At 71.9% G+C, this 16,376-nt stretch carries 12 protein-coding genes; 7 read left to right on the top strand and 5 right to left on the bottom strand.

The window, feature by feature from the left end; all coding sequences use genetic code 11:
- The first annotated feature begins 266 nt into the window (after nucleotides 1-266).
- From KV381_RS26525 to glgB, 4 genes are all read left to right on the top strand, one after another.
- Nucleotides 267-2,285: an alpha-1,4-glucan--maltose-1-phosphate maltosyltransferase gene (locus KV381_RS26525; RefSeq protein ID WP_103538768.1), complete on the top strand. Its 2,019-nt coding sequence runs from the start codon at nucleotides 267-269 to the stop codon at nucleotides 2,283-2,285.
- Nucleotides 2,282-3,988, top strand: a complete 1,707-nt coding sequence (gene treS / locus KV381_RS26520; protein WP_030079176.1) for a maltose alpha-D-glucosyltransferase — start codon at nucleotides 2,282-2,284, stop codon at nucleotides 3,986-3,988. Before KV381_RS26525 ends, treS begins: the two co-directional genes overlap by 4 nt.
- A gap of 229 nt (nucleotides 3,989-4,217) precedes the next feature.
- Entirely contained in the window at nucleotides 4,218-5,639 is a 1,422-nt protein-coding gene (locus tag KV381_RS26515) for a phosphotransferase (RefSeq protein ID WP_086779414.1), read from the top strand.
- Nucleotides 5,640-5,719: 80 nt separating this feature from the next.
- Nucleotides 5,720-8,149: a 1,4-alpha-glucan branching enzyme gene (gene glgB, locus KV381_RS26510; RefSeq protein ID WP_218786563.1), complete on the top strand. Its 2,430-nt coding sequence runs from the start codon at nucleotides 5,720-5,722 to the stop codon at nucleotides 8,147-8,149.
- A 79-nt stretch (nucleotides 8,150-8,228) separates the two neighbouring features.
- Here glgB and KV381_RS26505 read toward each other — a convergent pair whose 3' ends face one another.
- The 5 genes from KV381_RS26505 to KV381_RS26485 all read right to left on the bottom strand — a co-directional run bounded on the left by KV381_RS26505 (nucleotide 8,229) and on the right by KV381_RS26485 (nucleotide 12,940).
- Nucleotides 8,229-9,122 carry an NAD(P)-dependent oxidoreductase gene (locus KV381_RS26505; protein ID WP_030079183.1) on the bottom strand — a complete coding sequence of 298 codons (894 nt, stop codon included), beginning with the start codon at nucleotides 9,120-9,122 and terminating at the stop codon, nucleotides 8,229-8,231.
- Between the two features lie 82 nt (nucleotides 9,123-9,204).
- Complete coding sequence (gene trxA, locus KV381_RS26500) at nucleotides 9,205-9,552, bottom strand: thioredoxin (RefSeq protein WP_030079185.1); 348 nt, start codon at nucleotides 9,550-9,552, stop codon at nucleotides 9,205-9,207.
- Entirely contained in the window at nucleotides 9,549-9,959 is a 411-nt protein-coding gene (locus KV381_RS26495) for a MerR family transcriptional regulator (protein WP_103538613.1), read from the bottom strand. Before KV381_RS26495 ends, trxA begins: the two co-directional genes overlap by 4 nt.
- 78 nt (nucleotides 9,960-10,037) lie before the next feature.
- Nucleotides 10,038-11,333 carry an LAETG motif-containing sortase-dependent surface protein gene (locus tag KV381_RS26490; RefSeq protein ID WP_103538614.1) on the bottom strand — a complete coding sequence of 432 codons (1,296 nt, stop codon included), beginning with the start codon at nucleotides 11,331-11,333 and terminating at the stop codon, nucleotides 10,038-10,040.
- A 239-nt stretch (nucleotides 11,334-11,572) separates the two neighbouring features.
- A complete protein-coding gene (locus KV381_RS26485; protein WP_030079196.1) occupies nucleotides 11,573-12,940 on the bottom strand; it encodes a cation:dicarboxylate symporter family transporter in 1,368 nt (455 codons plus the stop codon).
- Nucleotides 12,941-13,109: 169 nt separating this feature from the next.
- On the opposite strand from KV381_RS26485, the gene KV381_RS26480 reads away from it, so the two are divergent.
- The 3 genes from KV381_RS26480 to KV381_RS26470 all read left to right on the top strand — a co-directional run bounded on the left by KV381_RS26480 (nucleotide 13,110) and on the right by KV381_RS26470 (nucleotide 16,358).
- Entirely contained in the window at nucleotides 13,110-14,801 is a 1,692-nt protein-coding gene (locus KV381_RS26480) for a sensor histidine kinase (protein WP_218786562.1), read from the top strand.
- On the top strand, nucleotides 14,798-15,472 hold the full coding sequence (locus KV381_RS26475; RefSeq protein WP_030079200.1) for a response regulator: 675 nt from the start codon (nucleotides 14,798-14,800) through the stop codon (nucleotides 15,470-15,472). The genes KV381_RS26480 and KV381_RS26475 overlap by 4 nt, the downstream gene beginning before the upstream one ends.
- Nucleotides 15,473-15,653: 181 nt before the next feature.
- Complete coding sequence (locus KV381_RS26470) at nucleotides 15,654-16,358, top strand: helix-turn-helix transcriptional regulator (RefSeq protein WP_030079202.1); 705 nt, start codon at nucleotides 15,654-15,656, stop codon at nucleotides 16,356-16,358.
- Nucleotides 16,359-16,376 lie beyond the last annotated feature (18 nt).

Here is a 16,376-nt window from a genome sequence, read left to right as displayed (position 1 = left end):
GCGGGGAAGGCTTCCCCGGTACGCGGCACGACCCGGCCCGCAGACGTTCTCCGTGCATTCCGAAACATGCACGAAACCCCCGCGACCCACCCATTCGAGTGCCATTCGAGTGAACGCGGACAGGAGCGGCCATGCCCACAGCCCGTCAGCAGACAGCTGAGCAGCTACAAAGGACAGATCCCCGTCTTCGCGGCACACGCGGTCGGTCCTCCGCGCCCGTGCCGTCCCCCGTGCACGCCGAGCTCCTCCAGCCCTCAGGTGATTCCATGATCGGTCGTATTCCCGTCCTGGACGTCCGTCCTCTCGTCGACTGCGGCAGACGGGCGGCGAAGGCCGTCGCCGGTGAGACCTTCCAGGTCACCGCCACCGTCTTCCGCGAAGGCCATGACGCGGTGGCCGCCAATGTCGTGCTGCGCGATCCCAGCGGACGGGTCGGACCGTGGACCCCGATGCGCGAGCTGGCGCCGGGCACGGACCGGTGGGGCGCGGAGATCACCCCGACCTCCGAGGGCCGCTGGACGTACACGGTGGAGGCCTGGAGCGATCCGGTCGCCACCTGGCGGCACCATGCCGCGATCAAGATCCCGGCGGGCATCGACACGGACCTGGTGCTGGCCGAGGGCGCGGCGCTGCTGGAGCGGGCCGCCGCCGGCGTACCGAAGAAGCACGGCCGCGAGGCGGTGCTCGCCGCGGTGGACGCGCTGCGCGACACCGCCCACCCGGCGGCCGCCCGGCTGGCCGCCGCCCTGACCCCGGCCGCCGACGCGGTCCTCGCCCGTTATCCGCTGCGCGAACTGGTCACCCGCTCCAAGCCGCTGGCGGTCCGGGTGGAGCGCGAGCGGGCGCTGTTCGGGTCGTGGTACGAGCTGTTCCCGCGCTCCGAGGGGGCGAAGCGGGTGCCGGTGGATCCGGCGGACACCTCGCCGGACGCGGCGACCCGACTGGTCAGCGGCACCTTCCGGACGGCCGCCGAGCGACTGCCCGCGGTCGCCGCCATGGGGTTCGACGTGGTGTACCTGCCGCCGATCCACCCGATCGGGACGACCCACCGCAAGGGTCCGGACAACAGCCTGACGCCCGGGGAGCACGACCCGGGCGTGCCGTGGGCGATCGGTTCGGCCGACGGCGGGCACGACGCGGTCCATCCGGAGCTGGGCACGCTGGAGGACTTCGACCACTTCGTTTCGGTGGCCCGCAATCTGCGGATGGAGATCGCGCTGGACTTCGCGCTCCAGTGCTCGCCGGACCACCCGTGGGTCAAGGAGCACCCGGACTGGTTCCACCACCGCCCCGACGGTTCGATCGCGTACGCCGAGAACCCGCCGAAGAAGTACCAGGACATCTATCCGATCGCCTTCGACAAGGACATGCGCGGTCTGGTGGCGGAGACCGTACGCATCCTGCGCTTCTGGATGGACCACGGCGTGCGTATCTTCCGGGTCGACAACCCGCACACCAAGCCGGTGGTGTTCTGGGAGAAGGTCATCGAGGAGATCAACGGCGCCGATCCGGACGTGGTCTTCCTGGCGGAGGCGTTCACCCGCCCGGCGATGATGCACACCCTGGGCGCGGTCGGCTTCCAGCAGTCGTACACCTACTTCACCTGGCGCAACACCAAGCACGAACTGACGGAGTACGTCACGGAGCTGGCCGGCGAGGCCGCCTCCTACATGCGGCCCAACTTCTTCGTGAACACCCCCGACATCCTTCCCGGCTACCTCCAGGAGGGTGGCCGCCCGGCCTTCGAGGCACGGGCGGTCCTGGCCGCGACGCTCGCCCCGTCCTGGGGCGTGTACGCGGGATTCGAGCTGTGCGAGAACACTCCGGCCAAGCCGGGGAGCGAGGAGTACCTGCACTCGGAGAAGTACGAACTGCGCCCGAGGGACTGGGAGTCGGCGGAACGCGAGGGCCGCACGCTGACGCCCCTGATCACCTCGCTGAACCGGATCCGCCGGCGTAACCCCGCTCTGCGGCAGCTGCGCGACGTCCACTTCCACCACACCGACAACGAAGCGCTGATCGCCTACAGCAAGCGCTCCGGAACGAACACCGTTCTGGTGGTCGTGAACCTCGACCCGCACCACACCCAGGAGGCCACGGTCTCGTTGGACATGGAGCGGCTCGGCCTCTCATGGCACGAGCGCGTACCGGTGCGCGACGAGCTCACCGGCGATACCTACCACTGGGGCAGGGCCTTCTATGTGCGCCTAGAGCCGGGCACCACGCCCGCGCACATCGCCGTCCTGCGACCGTCCCCGCCGACCGGAGGGTCACCCACACCATGATCGTCAATGAGCCTGTCCACGACACGTTCGAGGACACTCCCGCCAAGGACCGCGATCCCGACTGGTTCAAGCGCGCCGTCTTCTACGAGGTGCTCGTCCGGTCCTTCCAGGACTCCAACGGCGACGGAATCGGCGACCTCAAGGGCATCACCGCCAAGCTGGACTATCTCCAGTGGCTCGGCGTCGACTGCCTCTGGCTGCCGCCGTTCTTCAAGTCGCCGCTGCGCGACGGGGGTTACGACGTCTCCGACTACACCGCCGTGCTGCCGGAGTTCGGCGATCTCGCCGACTTCGTGGAGTTCGTGGACGCCGCGCACCAGCGCGGCATGCGCGTCATCATCGACTTCGTCATGAACCACACGAGCGATCAGCACGAGTGGTTCCAGCAGTCCCGCACCGACCCCGACGGGCCGTACGGCGACTACTACGTCTGGGCGGACGACGACAAGCAGTTCCAGGACGCCCGGATCATCTTCGTCGACACCGAGACGTCCAACTGGACCTTCGACCCGGTCCGCAAGCAGTACTACTGGCACCGCTTCTTCTCGCACCAGCCGGACCTCAACTACGAGAACCCGGCCGTGCAGGAGGAGATCCTCGCGGCCCTGCGCTTCTGGCTGGACCTGGGCATCGACGGCTTCCGGGTCGACGCGGTGCCCTACCTCTACCAGCGCGAGGGCACCAACTGCGAGAACCTCCCCGAGACCCACCACTTCCTCAAGCGGGTCCGCAAGGAGATCGACGCCAACTACCCGGACACCGTGCTCCTCGCCGAGGCCAACCAGTGGCCGGAGGACGTCGTCGACTACTTCGGCGACTACGAGCAGGGCGGCGACGAATGCCACATGGCGTTCCACTTCCCCGTCATGCCGCGGATCTTCATGGCGGTGCGCCGCGAGAGCCGCTACCCGGTCTCCGAGATCCTCGCCAAGACCCCGGCGATCCCGAAGAACTGCCAGTGGGGCATCTTCCTGCGCAACCACGACGAGCTGACCCTCGAAATGGTCACGGACGAAGAGCGCGACTACATGTACGCGGAGTACGCCAAGGACCCGCGGATGCGCGCCAACATCGGCATCCGCAGGCGGCTCGCCCCGCTGCTGGACAACGACCGCAACCAGATCGAGCTGTTCACCGCGCTGCTGCTGTCGCTGCCCGGCTCCCCGATCCTCTACTACGGGGACGAGATCGGGATGGGCGACAACATCTGGCTGGGCGACCGGGACGCGGTGCGCACCCCGATGCAGTGGACGCCCGACCGCAACGCCGGGTTCTCCTCCAGCGATCCGGGGCGGCTCTACCTCCCCACGATCATGGACCCGGTCTACGGCTACCAGGTCACCAACGTGGAGGCGTCGATGGCCTCGCCGTCCTCGCTGCTGCACTGGACCCGCCGGATGATCGAGATCCGTAAGCAGAATCCGGCCTTCGGTCTCGGCGAGTACACCGAACTCCCGTCCTCCAACCCGGCGGTGCTGGCGTTCACCCGCGAGTACAAGGACGACCTCGTCCTGTGCGTGCACAACTTCTCGCGGTTCGCGCAGCCGACGGAACTGGACCTGCGATCGTTCAACGGACGTCATCCGGTGGAATTGATCGGCGGGGTACGCTTCCCGGCCATCGGTCAGTGGCCCTACCTGCTGACCCTCGCGGGACACGGCTTCTACTGGTTCCGGCTGCGCAAGGACGCGCCGCCGGCCTGATGCCCCCTCCGCCCGGTGCGGGACGGTTTCCGCCGTCCCGCACCGGGCACCCTGACCCCAACACCAGGCCGCGGGCTCTCACGGATCCGCCGCCCCCGGCCTTCACGGTTCCGCCGTTCGAGTCCGTAAGCACCTTCCTCTCCCGACACGTCCCGCACAGCCGGACAGCCATTGCCGCAATCCGGGACACTCTTCGCATCCTGTGTGCCCGGGGAAAGGACGCGATGCCATGTCGGAGGCTGCATCCACTCACGTCGCCCTGGCGAAGAGCACGAGGATCGGCGCAACCCCCAGCAGTACGACGGACGGGGCCCTGCTCCCGTCCCTCGCCCCCCTGCTCCACGCGTGGCTGCCCCGGCAGCGGTGGTTCGCCGGCAAGGGCCGGCCGGTCACCGGCTTCTCCCTGGTCTCGGCCACCGAGATGCTGCCGCTGGACGGCACGGCCGGCCCGGGGCTCCTGCATCTGCTGCTCCGGGTCGAGCAGCCCTCCCAGCAGTCCCGCCCCGCCGAGGACTGCTACCAACTGCTCCTGGGCGCAAGAACGTCACTGCCGCCGCTGCTCTCGGGCGCCCTGATCGGCCGGGTGGAGCGGGGCCCGCTCGCCGGCCGGACCGTCTACGACGCGCTGCACGACCCGCGCCTGGCCGATCTGCTGCTGGAACGCTTCCGCCGCCCGGGGCACCTCGGCTCGCTGCGCTTCGAGCGGACCGCCGCGATCCCGGCCGGTCTCGCGCCCCGGGTGCTGGACGCCGAGCAGTCCAACTCCTCGCTCGTCTACGGGGACGCGTTCATCCTCAAGATCTTCCGGCGCGTCTTCCCGGGCACCAACCCGGACCTGGAGCTGCCCCTCGCGCTCAGCGGCGAGGGGTGCGAGCGGGTGCCCGCGCCGGTCGCCTGGTTCGAGGCCCCGGGCCCCGAACCGCTCACCCTCGGCGTACTCCAGCCCTTCCTGCACGGAGCGCGCGACGGCTGGCAGCTCGCGCTGGCCGCGCTCGCCGCGGGCCGCGACTTCCTGCCCGAGGCGCGGGCGCTGGGCCGGGCCACCGCCGAGGTGCACACCTCGCTCGCCGCCGCGCTGCCGACCCCGGCGCTGCGCGGCACCCAGACCCGGCAGCTCGTCTCGCAGATGACCCAGCGGCTGGAGGCCGCCGCCCAGGCGGTCCCGGCGCTCGTGCCGTACGTCCCCGGGCTGCGCGCCACGTTCGAGGCGGTGACGGACCTGGGGGCGCGGGGCAGCGGCTGGGCCCAGCAGCGGGTGCACGGCGATCTCCACCTCGGGCAGACGCTGCGCTCGGCCGACGGCTTCTGGTCGCTGATCGACTTCGAGGGCGAGCCGGCCCGCCCGCTGCCCGAGCGCCGCAGGCCCGCGCCCCCGGTGCGCGATGTCGCGGGGATGCTGCGGTCCTTCGACTACGCGGCCCGCTCGCACCGTCCGTGGAACCCGGAGTGGGCGGCCCGCTGCCGTGCCGCCTACTGCGAGGGCTACGCACAGGGTTCGGGCAGCGATCCGCGCGGCGAGCCGGAGCTGCTGCGCGCCCATGAGACCGACAAGGCCGTGTACGAGGTGCTGTACGAGGCCCGGCACCGCCCCGACTGGCTGCCGGTCCCGATGGCGGCCATCCAACGGCTGGCCCGGTCCGCCGCGGCCTGAGCCTTCCCCTCGCCCCGCTCCGTCGCTCCCTCACCTCCGCCCGCGCTTCTCCCCCTTCACCCCCCGAGGAGGCCGTCCCTGTGACCGCCCGCAAGCCGTCCCGCAAGGCATCCCGCAAGACCGTCGACGTGCCGGTGGACGTCCCGCCCGTCGAGGCCGCCGCCGAACCCGCCGTCGAGATCGCCGCCGCCGAGACCTCCGCCGACGCGGCGGCCACCCCCGCACCGGCGCCCGCCGCCACCGCCACCAAGGCCGCGCCCGCCAAGCGCGCCCGGCCCCGGCGCGCCGACGCGGGCCCGCCGCGCCCCCGGCAGGCCGGTGACGGCCAGGGCGCGCGCCCCGCACCGGCCCTGGGCGGCGCGGACCGCGGCCGGCTGCTGGCCGGCGACCATCACGCGCCGCACGATGTGCTCGGCGCGCACCCGGTTCCCGGCGGGGTGCTCGTCCGGGCGCTGCGGCCGTTCGCACGGTCGGTCACGGTGCTGGCGACCGGACTCCGGGCCGAACTGCACGACGACGGCGACGGCTTCTTCTCCGGCGTGCTGCCGGTGCCGGAGGCGCCCGCGTACCGGCTGGAAGTGGCGTACGACGACACCACCGTCGAGGTGGAGGACCCGTACCGCTTCTGGCCCGCGATCGGCGAGCTCGATCTGCATCTGATCGGCGAGGGCCGGCACGAGGAGCTGTGGCGGGCGCTCGGCGCGGAGCCGATGGTCCACCAGGGGGTGGCCGGGACCCGGTTCACCCTGTGGGCGCCGAACGCGCGCGGTGTGCGGGTCACCGGTGACTTCACCTACTGGGACGGCACGGGCACGCCGATGCGTTCGCTCGGCTCGACCGGGGTGTGGGAGCTGTTCCTGCCCGGGGTCGGCGAGGGCGCGCTGTACAAGTACGACATCTGCCGCCCGGACGGTTCGCACACGGTGCGGGCCGACCCGATGGCCCGGCGCACCGAGGTGCCGCCCGCGACCGCGTCGATCGTCACCGCCTCGCACCACGAGTGGCAGGACGCGGACTGGATGGCGCACCGGGGCGACCGGCCGGTCCACGAGGCCCCCTTCTCGGTGTACGAGGTCCATCTCGGTTCCTGGCGGCCGGGGCTGACGTACCGTCAACTCGCTAAGCAGCTGCCCGCGTACGTCAAGGACCTGGGCTTCACGCATGTCGAGCTGATGCCGGTCTCCGAGCACCCCTTCGGCGGCTCCTGGGGCTATCAGGTCACCGGCTTCTACGCGCCGACCTCGCGGATGGGCACCCCGGACGACTTCCGCTTCCTGGTGGACGCCCTGCACCGGGCGGGCATCGGCGTCATCATGGACTGGGTTCCGGCCCATTTCCCGCGCGACGACTGGGCGTTGGCCGAGTTCGACGGACGTCCGCTGTACGAGCACGCCGATCCGCAGCGTGCGGCGCACCCGGACTGGGGGACGCTGGAGTTCGACTACGGCCGCACCGAGGTGCGCAACTTCCTGGTCGCCAACGCCACGTACTGGTGCGAGGAGTTCCACATCGACGGGCTGCGGGTCGACGCGGTGGCCTCGATGCTCTACCTCGACTACTCCCGCGAGGACGGCCAGTGGTCGCCCAACGAGTTCGGCGGCCGGGAGAACCTGGACGCGGTCGCCTTCCTCCAGGAGATGAACGCGACCGTCTACCGCCGCAATCCGGGCGTCGTCACCATCGCCGAGGAGTCCACCGCCTGGGACGGCGTCACCCGGCCCACCGACAGCGGCGGCCTGGGCTTCGGGCTGAAGTGGAACATGGGCTGGATGCACGACTCGCTGGTCTACATGTCCAAGGAGCCGATCCACCGCAAGTACCACCACAACGAGATGACGTTCTCGATGGTGTACGCCTACAGCGAGAACTACGTGCTGCCGATCTCGCACGACGAGGTGGTGCACGGCAAGCAGGCGCTGGTGTCGAAGATGCCCGGCGACTGGTGGCAGCAGCGCGCCAACCACCGCGCCTACCTGGGCTTCATGTGGGCCCACCCGGGCAAGCAACTCCTCTTCATGGGCCAGGAGTTCGCCCAGGGTGCGGAGTGGTCCGAGGGGCACGGCCCGGACTGGTGGCTGCTGGACCCGGCGTACGACGCGTCCGGCGACCACCGCGGGGTGCGGACCCTGGTCGGCGATCTGAACGCGGTGTACGGGGCGGTGCCCGCGCTGTGGCAGCGCGACACCGTGCCGGAGGGGTTCAGCTGGGTGGACGGCGGGGCGGCCGAGGACAACGTGTTCGCGTTCCTGCGGTACGACGCGGACGGCTCGCCGCTGCTCGCGGTCTCGCACTTCTCCCCGGCGGTCCGCAGCGACTACCGCCTCGGGGTGCCGGAGACCGGTACGGAGGGCTGGGTGGAGGTCCTGAACACCGACGCGGCCCGGTACGGCGGTGGCGACGTGCGCAACGAGGAGCCGCTGAAGGCGGAGGCGGTGCCGGCGCACGGCCGGCCGGCCAGCATCTCGCTGACGCTGCCGCCGCTGGCGACGGTGTGGTTCCGCCCGGCGTAACCGCCACGGCGGGACGATCCGGGGCCCGTACCGCGTCGACGGTGGACGCGGTACGGGCCCCTCCCCCGTTCCCGGCGGGTCAGCGCCCGGCGGCGATCACCTCGACGATGCTCGACCAGGACGAGGAGCCGTGGCCCTCGGCGACGGCCCGGTCGGTGACGGACTTCAGCCCCGCCAGCTGCGAGACGTCCAGGCCGTGGTCCTTCGAGGTGTGCAGGATGTGGTCGACGCTGGCCGCCATCATGGCGAGGTTCCCGCCCTCGCCCACGTAGGTACGCGAGTCGATGTCGGTCGCCGTGTAGGCCGCGATCGGCGGCAGGATGCCCGCGATGGTGTTGAGGTACGGGGCGAGCGACGCGCCGTCGATGCCCTCCGCGCGGGCCAGCGCGAAGGCGTGGACCAGGCCGCCCATGGCTCCGTAGAAGAAGTCCAGCATCGCCATGTCGTAGGCGGCGGCGAGCCCGTGGTCCTCGCCGAGGAAGGTGGCGGGCGCGCCGAGCGCCTTGAGGGCGGTCTCGTGCGCCTCGAACGCGGCCCGGTCGCCGGAGTGGAAGATCAGCGCGTCCGCCGAGCCGACCACGTCGACCGGCACCATGATCGCGCCGTCGAGGTAGGACAGGGCGTGCTTCTCGGCCCAGGCGGCGGTCCGCCGCGAACGGGCCGGGGTGTCCGAGGTGAGGTTGACCAGGACCCGCCCCCGCAGCGCTTCGGCCAGTGGTTCCAGGACCGCGTCGGAGGCGTCGTAGTCGACGAGGCAGACCACGACGAGTCCGCTCGCCCGCACGGCCTCCTCGGCGGACGCGGCCCGCACCGCGCCGAGGCCGACGACGTCCTCGCCCTTCCCGGGCGAGCGGTTCCAGACGGTGGTGGGGTGACCGGCCGCCAGGAAGGCGCGGGCCAGGGAGCGGCCCATGTCGCCGAGGCCGAGGACGGTGACGGGGGCGGGATCGGTGGTCGTGTTCGCTTGCTTCATGGGGACCATGCTGGGCGCGCGAACAGGGCCTGACCAGAACCCACTTGACTGTCAGATACGCACTTCGGGGAAAGGATCCAGGTCAGCGGCCGGCGGGGTCGAGTACGTCCGCCAGCTCCTGGAGCAGTCTGCGCTTCGGCCGGGCGCCGACGAGCGACTTCACCGGTTCGCCCGCCCGGAAGACCATCAGGGTCGGCGTCGCCAGTACGCCGTACCGGACGCTGATCCCGGGCGCACGGTCGACGTCGAGCTGGACGATCCTGATCCGGTCGGCCTCCTCGCGGGCGATCTCGCCCAGCACCGGGGCGAGCTGGCGGCAGGGGCCGCACCAGTCGGCGGTGAACTGGACCAGCACGGGCAGCGCGGATTCCAGCACCTCCGCGTCGAAGGTCTCCTCGGTGGCCTCGGTGAGGCCTTCGGTCCTGATCATGGGTGTCCTCCCAGTTCGCAGCGGGGCGCCGGACCGCCGGGCAGGTCGGCCGACGCCTCCAGTTCGGCTCGGGCGAGCTGGGCGCCGACCTCGGCGCGCACCGACGTGAGCTGGCCGATCAGCGCGTCCAGCTCGGCCAGCTTGCGCCGGTAGACGGCGAGCGAGGCGGGACAGGAGTCGCCGGCCGGGTGGCCGGCGCGCAGGCAGTCGACGAAGGGCCTGGTCTCCTCCAGGTCGAACCCGAAGTCCTGCAGGGTCCGGATCTGCTGGAGGAGACGCAGGTCGCCTTCGTCGTAGCTGCGGTAGCCGTTCTCCGCGCGCCGGGCGGGCAGCAGCCCGCGCGTCTCGTAGTAGCGGAGTGTCCGCGTCGTCGTCCCGGCCCGTTCGGCCAGCTCCCCGATTCGCATGGGAAGAACGTATTCCTTGACGCCGACGTCAACGCAAGCACGGCCGGCGTCGACGCGGGCGAGGGGCCGGGGTGGGTGTCAGTTCCCCCGGGCCGCGGACCGCCGGCGCACGGCCCAGACGATGCCGCCGCCCGCGGCCACCGCGGCGGCCGCCATGCCGGCGAGCGGGGCGGTGGAGTCCGAGCCGGTCGCCGCGAGGTTGCCGCCGGTCTGCGGGGTGGCGCCGCCGGTCGTCGTGCCGCCCGTGCCGGCGGAGCCGCCGGAGGAGCCCGAACCGCCGGTGCCGCTCGTGCCGCCGGTGGTGTCGGAGCCGCCGGTGGACGAGGAGCTGCCCGTACCGCCGGTGGAACCGGACGAGCCGGAGGAGCCCGAGGTGTCCGAGCCCTTGCCGGTGTCGATCACGATCTGCGCGGTGTCGTTGGCGGCGTTGCGGTCGAAGGGCCGCTCCGGGCCGCCGAAGGAGACCTCGCCCGTGGTGCGGCCCACCGCCTTGTCGATGCGCAGGACGAAGTCGTAGCTCTCGCCGCCGTTCACGTCGACCCAGGACTGCGAGGTCCCGCAGCGGTAGTGCGTCTTGGTGACCGCGTCGCAGTAGCCGTGCGCCTTGACGACGGACGTGCCCTTCGGGATGTGGACGTCGACGGTGGCCACGCTCTGGTCGCGGGCGCCCTGCACGCGGGCGGGGCCCGCGTTGGTGAACTTCACCGTGGCGGTGACCTTCTCACCGGGCTCGCCCTTCAGCTCGGCGCCGGTCAGGCCGAAGTCGGCGGTGTTGGCCGCGGTGACGTCGGCCGAGGCAGCCGACTCGGGGTGGTTCGCCCGGTCGGCGTCGGTGGCCGGACCCTTCTCGACCAGCGTGAACTCGCCGCCGGTGCCCGGCACCGGCTCGTCGGCGCCGGTGTCGCCCGAGTCCGGGTCCGGCTCGGTGACGCCGATCGTCACCCGCAGGTCGTCGTTGAGCGCGGAGTCGAGCGCCTTGAGGGAGAGAGGCTTCTCCGTGCCGTAGACGACGCCCGGCTTCAGCGGCTGGTCGATCTTGCAGGCGGCGACCTGCTCATCGGGGATCTCGTCGTGGGACGGGATCGTGTAGTAGCTGCAGTTCTTGTACGTCTCGTCCGCCTTCAGGCCGGGCGACACCGCGTACGTCACATAGGAGACGGGCACCTCCTCCGTCCCCTTGTTGAGGAAGGTCAGCGGGGTGGAGAACGCGGCCCCGGCCTGGACCCCCTTGATCGGTGCGATCGTTCCGACGCCGAGGTCCGGCTCCGGTTCGTCGGCGAGCGCCGGCGCGGCGCCCAACGCCACCAGCGCGGTGGCGGCTACGGCGGCGGTGGAGCCACGGAGGGTCCGGCGGCGGGATGGCGTGATGCGCATGGAAGTCCTTCGGTCGTGGGGCGCGTGGGGCGGACTGCGGTCCTTCACCTCTCAAGACCGGTGCCGGACAAGGGGGGTTGTGCTCGCCGAAACGGTCGTGACAGAACACGGACATAAGGACACCCGCGCCGGGGGAGGCGCGGGTGTCCTTGTGTGGGGGGTACCGCAGCGGCCCGGGGGCGCCGCTGCGGCGTCGGGGGGTGATACGGCGGTGGGGGTGGGTGCGGGGTGGTGCGGGTTCAGACCTTGGCGGGCTGCTCGGGGGCAGTGTCCCGCTGCTCGGGCAGCTCGTCGGAGCCGCCGGACGGGGCGTGGTCGTCCACGAGGGTCTTCTCGTCGAACGGGACCCGGCCGGCCAGCACCTCGTTCACCCGGTCCTTGTCGATCTCCTTGGTCCAGTGGCCGACCAGCACCGTGGCGACCGCGTTGCCCGCGAAGTTGGTCAGGGCGCGGGCCTCGCTCATGAAGCGGTCGATGCCGACGATCAGGCCGACGCCGTCGACGAGTTCGGGGCGGTGCGACTGGAGTCCGCCGGCCAGGGTCGCGAGGCCGGCGCCGGTCACGCCCGCCGCGCCCTTCGAGGCGATGATCATGAAGACCAGCAGCGAGATCTGCTCGCTCGCGCTCAGCGGGTCGCCCATCGCGTTGGCGATGAAGAGCGAGGACATCGTGAGGTAGATCGCGGTGCCGTCGAGGTTGAAGGAGTAGCCGGTCGGCACGGTGATGCCGACGACGGGCTTGCTGACGCCCAGGTGCTCCATCTTCGCGATCAGCCGCGGCAGGGCCGACTCGGAGGAGGAGGTGGACAGGATGAGCAGGAACTCGCGGCCCAGGTACTTCAGCAGCGCGAACAGGTTCACCCCGGCGACCAGCCGCAGGATCGCGCCGAGCACCACGAAGACGAACAGCGCACAGGTGACGTAGAAGCCGATCATGATGATCGCCAGCGACTTCAGGGCGTCGAGGCCGGTCTCGCCGACCACCGCGGCGATCGCGCCGAACGCGCCGACCGGGGCGGCCCACATGATCATGGCGAGGATGCGGAAGACGAGGCGCTGGATGTGGGTGATGCCACGGATGATCGGCTCGCCGGCCGAGCCCATCGCCTGGAGCGCGAAGCCCGCGAGCAGCGCGACGAGCAGGGTCTGGAGGACCTCGCCCGCGGTGAAGGCGGAGACGATCGTGGTCGGGATGATGCCGAGCAGGAAGTCCACGGTGGACTCGCTCGCGCCCGCCGCCTGCGCCTCGCCCGCGGCCCGCGCCTGGTCGGTGATGTGCAGGGTGGAGCCGGGCTCCAGGACGTTGCCGACCAGCAGGCCGATGGCGAGGGCCACGGTCGACATGACCAGGAAGTAGCCGAGCGCCAGACCGCCGACCGCGCCGACCTTGGCGGCCTTGCGGACCGAGCCGACGCCCAGGACGATCGTGCAGAAGATGATCGGCGAGATCATCATCTTGATCAGGTTCACGAATCCGGCGCCGATGGGCTTCAGCTCGACGGCCACCCCGGGGGCCGCGAAGCCCACCAGGATGCCGAGCGCCACGGCGGCGATCACGGCGATGTACAGGTAGTGGGTGCGGTCCCGTTGTTTGGCTGCCACAGCCATGGTGGGGCTCCTCGGCTCGGTGGGCTTGCGCCCCCGTCCCTGGGGGCTTCGGTGACTATCCACCGCCCTGTGACCCCGGTCACCCTTGCGTTCATATCGTTCACGGTCGTTTTCCGGCCAACCGGGAGATCTCTGGGAGCCTCCGGCCGGGCCAGGCAGACTGTGGGGTATGCGTCTCCCCCGTACCCTCCCGCGCAGCCTGGCGGGCCAGCTCTTCGCCATGCAGGTCGTGCTCATCGCCGCGGTGGTGGCCGGGTGCGCCGTCTTCGCGTACGTGTCGGGCAGCGCGCAGGCCGAGGAGACGGCCGCCCGGCAGGTGCGGGTGGCGGCCCTCGCCGTGGCCGATTCCCCCTCCGTACGGGAGGCCATCCGTACCCCGGACCCGTCCGCCGTACTCCAGCCGTACGCGGAGCGGGTGCGCGAGGACACCGGGATCGCCTTCGTCACGATCATGGACACCGAGCGGGTGCGCTGGACGCATCCGGACACGACGCAGATCGGCGACACCTTCCTCGGGAACACCGCGAAGGCGCTGCGCGGGCAGACCTTCACCGAGACGTACACGGGCACGCTGGGCCCCTCGATACGGGTGGTCACCCCGATCCGCGACGAGGGGAGGATCGTCGGCCTGGTGAGCGCGGGCATCACGGTGGACCGGGTCTCCTCGCAGGTACGGGAGCAGCTCGGCGCCCTCGCGCTCGCGGCGGGCGGGGCGCTGGCCCTCGGCGGGATCGGTACGTACGTGGTCAACGCCCGGCTGCGGCGGCACACCCACGGGATGAACGCGGCCGAGCTGAGCCGGCTGCACGACTACCACCAGGCCACCCTGCACGCGGTGCGCGAGGGGCTGCTGATGCTGGACGGGCGGCGGCGCATCGCGCTGATCAACGACGCCGGACGGGAGCTGCTGGGCCTGGGGCCGGACGCGCGGGCGGTCGGGCGTACGGTCGACGAGCTGGCCCTGCCCGCACCGCTGACCGGGGCGCTGCTGGCGTCGGAGGCGCGGGTGGACGAGCTGCATCTGACGGCGGAGCGGGTGATCGTGGTCAACACCCGTCCGGTGGTGGGCGGTGAGCAGCGCGGCACGGTGGTGACCCTGCGCGACCACACCGAGCTCCAGGCGCTCTCCGGCGAGCTGGACTCCGAGCGCGGCTTCACGCAGGCGCTGCGCTCGCAGGCCCATGAGGCGGCGAACCGGCTGCACACGGTGGTGTCGCTGATCGAGCTGGGCCGGGTGGAGGAGGCGGTGGACTTCGCGACGGCGGAGCTGGAGCTGGCCCAGGTGCTGACCGACCGGGTGGTGGGGGCGGTGGAGGAGCCGGTGCTGGCGGCGCTGCTGCTCGGCAAGGCGGCCCAGGCGAACGAGCGGGGCGTGGAGCTGGTGCTCGCGGAGGACAGCCTGATCGACGACGGGGCGCTGCCGCCCTCGCTGGCCCAGCGCGATCTGGTGACGATCCTCGGCAATCTGATCGACAACGCGGTGGAGGCCGCGTCGGAGGGCCCGGACGGTGCGGAGGAGTCCGGGGCTGCCGTGCCCGCGCCCCGGGCGGCCGGGGCTGCGGCGGGGCGGGCCCGGGTCACGGTGACCGCGCTGGCGGACGAGCGGGAACTGTTGCTGCGGGTCGCGGACACGGGCGCGGGCATCGGCCCGGAGGCTGCGGACGAGGTGTTCCGGCGCGGCTGGTCGACGCACGGGGCGGGGCGCGGCCTCGGCCTGGCGCTGGTCCGGCAGGCGGCGTACCGCAACGGGGGCACTGTGGAGCTGGACGCGGGGCCGGACGGCGGCGCGCGGTTCACCGTACGGCTGCCGCTCGGGGACCGTACGGCGGCGGGGGCCGCCGCGAAGGAGGTCACGGCATGATCCGGGTGCTGGTGGTGGAGGACGATCCGGTGGCCGCCGACGCCCACCAGATGTACGTGGAGCGGGTCGAGGGCTTCACGGTGACGGCGGTGGCGCACACCCGGGCGGCGGCGGTGCGGGCGCTGGAGCGGACGCCGGTGGATCTGCTGCTGCTCGACCTCTATCTGCCCGACGGGCACGGGCTCGGGCTGCTGCGCTCGCTGCGGGCCTCCGGCCATGGGGCGGATGTGATCGCGGTGACCTCGGCCCGGGATCTCGCGGTGGTGCGGGAAGGGGTGTCGCTCGGCGTCGTGCAGTACGTGCTGAAGCCGTTCACGTACCCCACGCTGCGGGACCGGCTGGTGCGGTACGCGGAGTTCCGGGGGGCCGCCGGGGAGGCGAGCGGTCAGGAGGAGGTGGACCGGGCGCTGGGCGCGCTGCGGGTCGCGCATCCGGCCGCGCTGCCCAAGGGGCTCAGCGGTCCGACGCTGGAGGCGGTGACCCGGGTGCTGAAGGAGTCGCCCGAGGGGGTGACGGCGGCCGCCGCCGGGGAGCGGCTGGGGATCTCGCGGATCACCGCCCGGCGGTACCTGGAGCATCTGGTGACCGTCGGCAGCGCCGCGAGGCGTCCGCATTATGGGCAGGTCGGCCGACCGGAGCTGCACTACAGCTGGCTGGCGGCGGGGCGCTGACCCGGTAGCGGGCGGTCGGCCGGAAAACGCTTACCGGTCGGTTTCTCGCCCCTGGCGGCTCTCTGCCGGAGCGGAAAAGAAAGCGCTGGTCGGGAGGTGTTCGCGTACCGCCCGCCCGGTTCGTGGCTGGAGGTTCCTACGAAGCGTGTTCTGTGGGGAACGTACCGTAGCCAAAGCAAAAATGGACTTCTACGGTGGGCCCGTGCACCCCACCCCGCCGTTCAACGCCCCCGCCGCGCGCCGTCTCCGCGAGGCACTGGGGATGGCTCCCGGCCATGTCGCCTACGGGCTCGCCGCCCAGTACGGACTCCGGATCAGCGCAGAGACCGTCATCGCCTGGGAGCGCGGCATCGCGACCCCCGGGGAACGTGAGCTGACCGCCCTCGCCGGCGTCCTCTGGTGCGCCCCCGGCGAGCTGCTGGCGGCCGCCGCCACCCTGCGCGAACACCGTATGACCCGGGAACTGACCGTGGACGACCTGGCCCGGCAGCTGGGCATGACCGGCGCCTCGTACCTGCGGATGGAGGAGTCGGGGCGCTGGCGGGGCAACGAGAAGCAGTCGGCGGCGCTGTGCCGGGCGCTGGGTCTGTCGGCGGCGCAGTTCCTGACGGCGACCGGCCGCGACGAGGAGCTGGCGGAGCTGCTGAACAGCGCGGTCACCACGCGCTGGCAGGCGTACGTCCGGCCGGTGGCCAAGATCGTGCCGCTGGACCGGGTGCTGATCCAGGACGTGCTGGAACAGCTGCACACCGACTACCAGGCGCTGATGGTCTCCACGCTGAGCTGGAGCAGCACGGGCCAGGAACGCTCCGGGTCGACGGGCGACGCGGGCCGGGCGTTCCTGGCCCGGGTGGTGGAGCAGTTCTGGCGGACCGCCGGAGTGTGACTCCGCACGGGCCGCCCG

Origin of the sequence: Streptomyces sp. WY228, assembly GCF_019287315.1 — a bacterium.
Classification (GTDB): Bacteria; Actinomycetota; Actinomycetes; order Streptomycetales; family Streptomycetaceae; genus Streptomyces; species Streptomyces caviscabies.
Note: the sequence above shows the minus strand (reverse complement) of the source record. Positions and strands in the feature narration are given on the sequence as shown.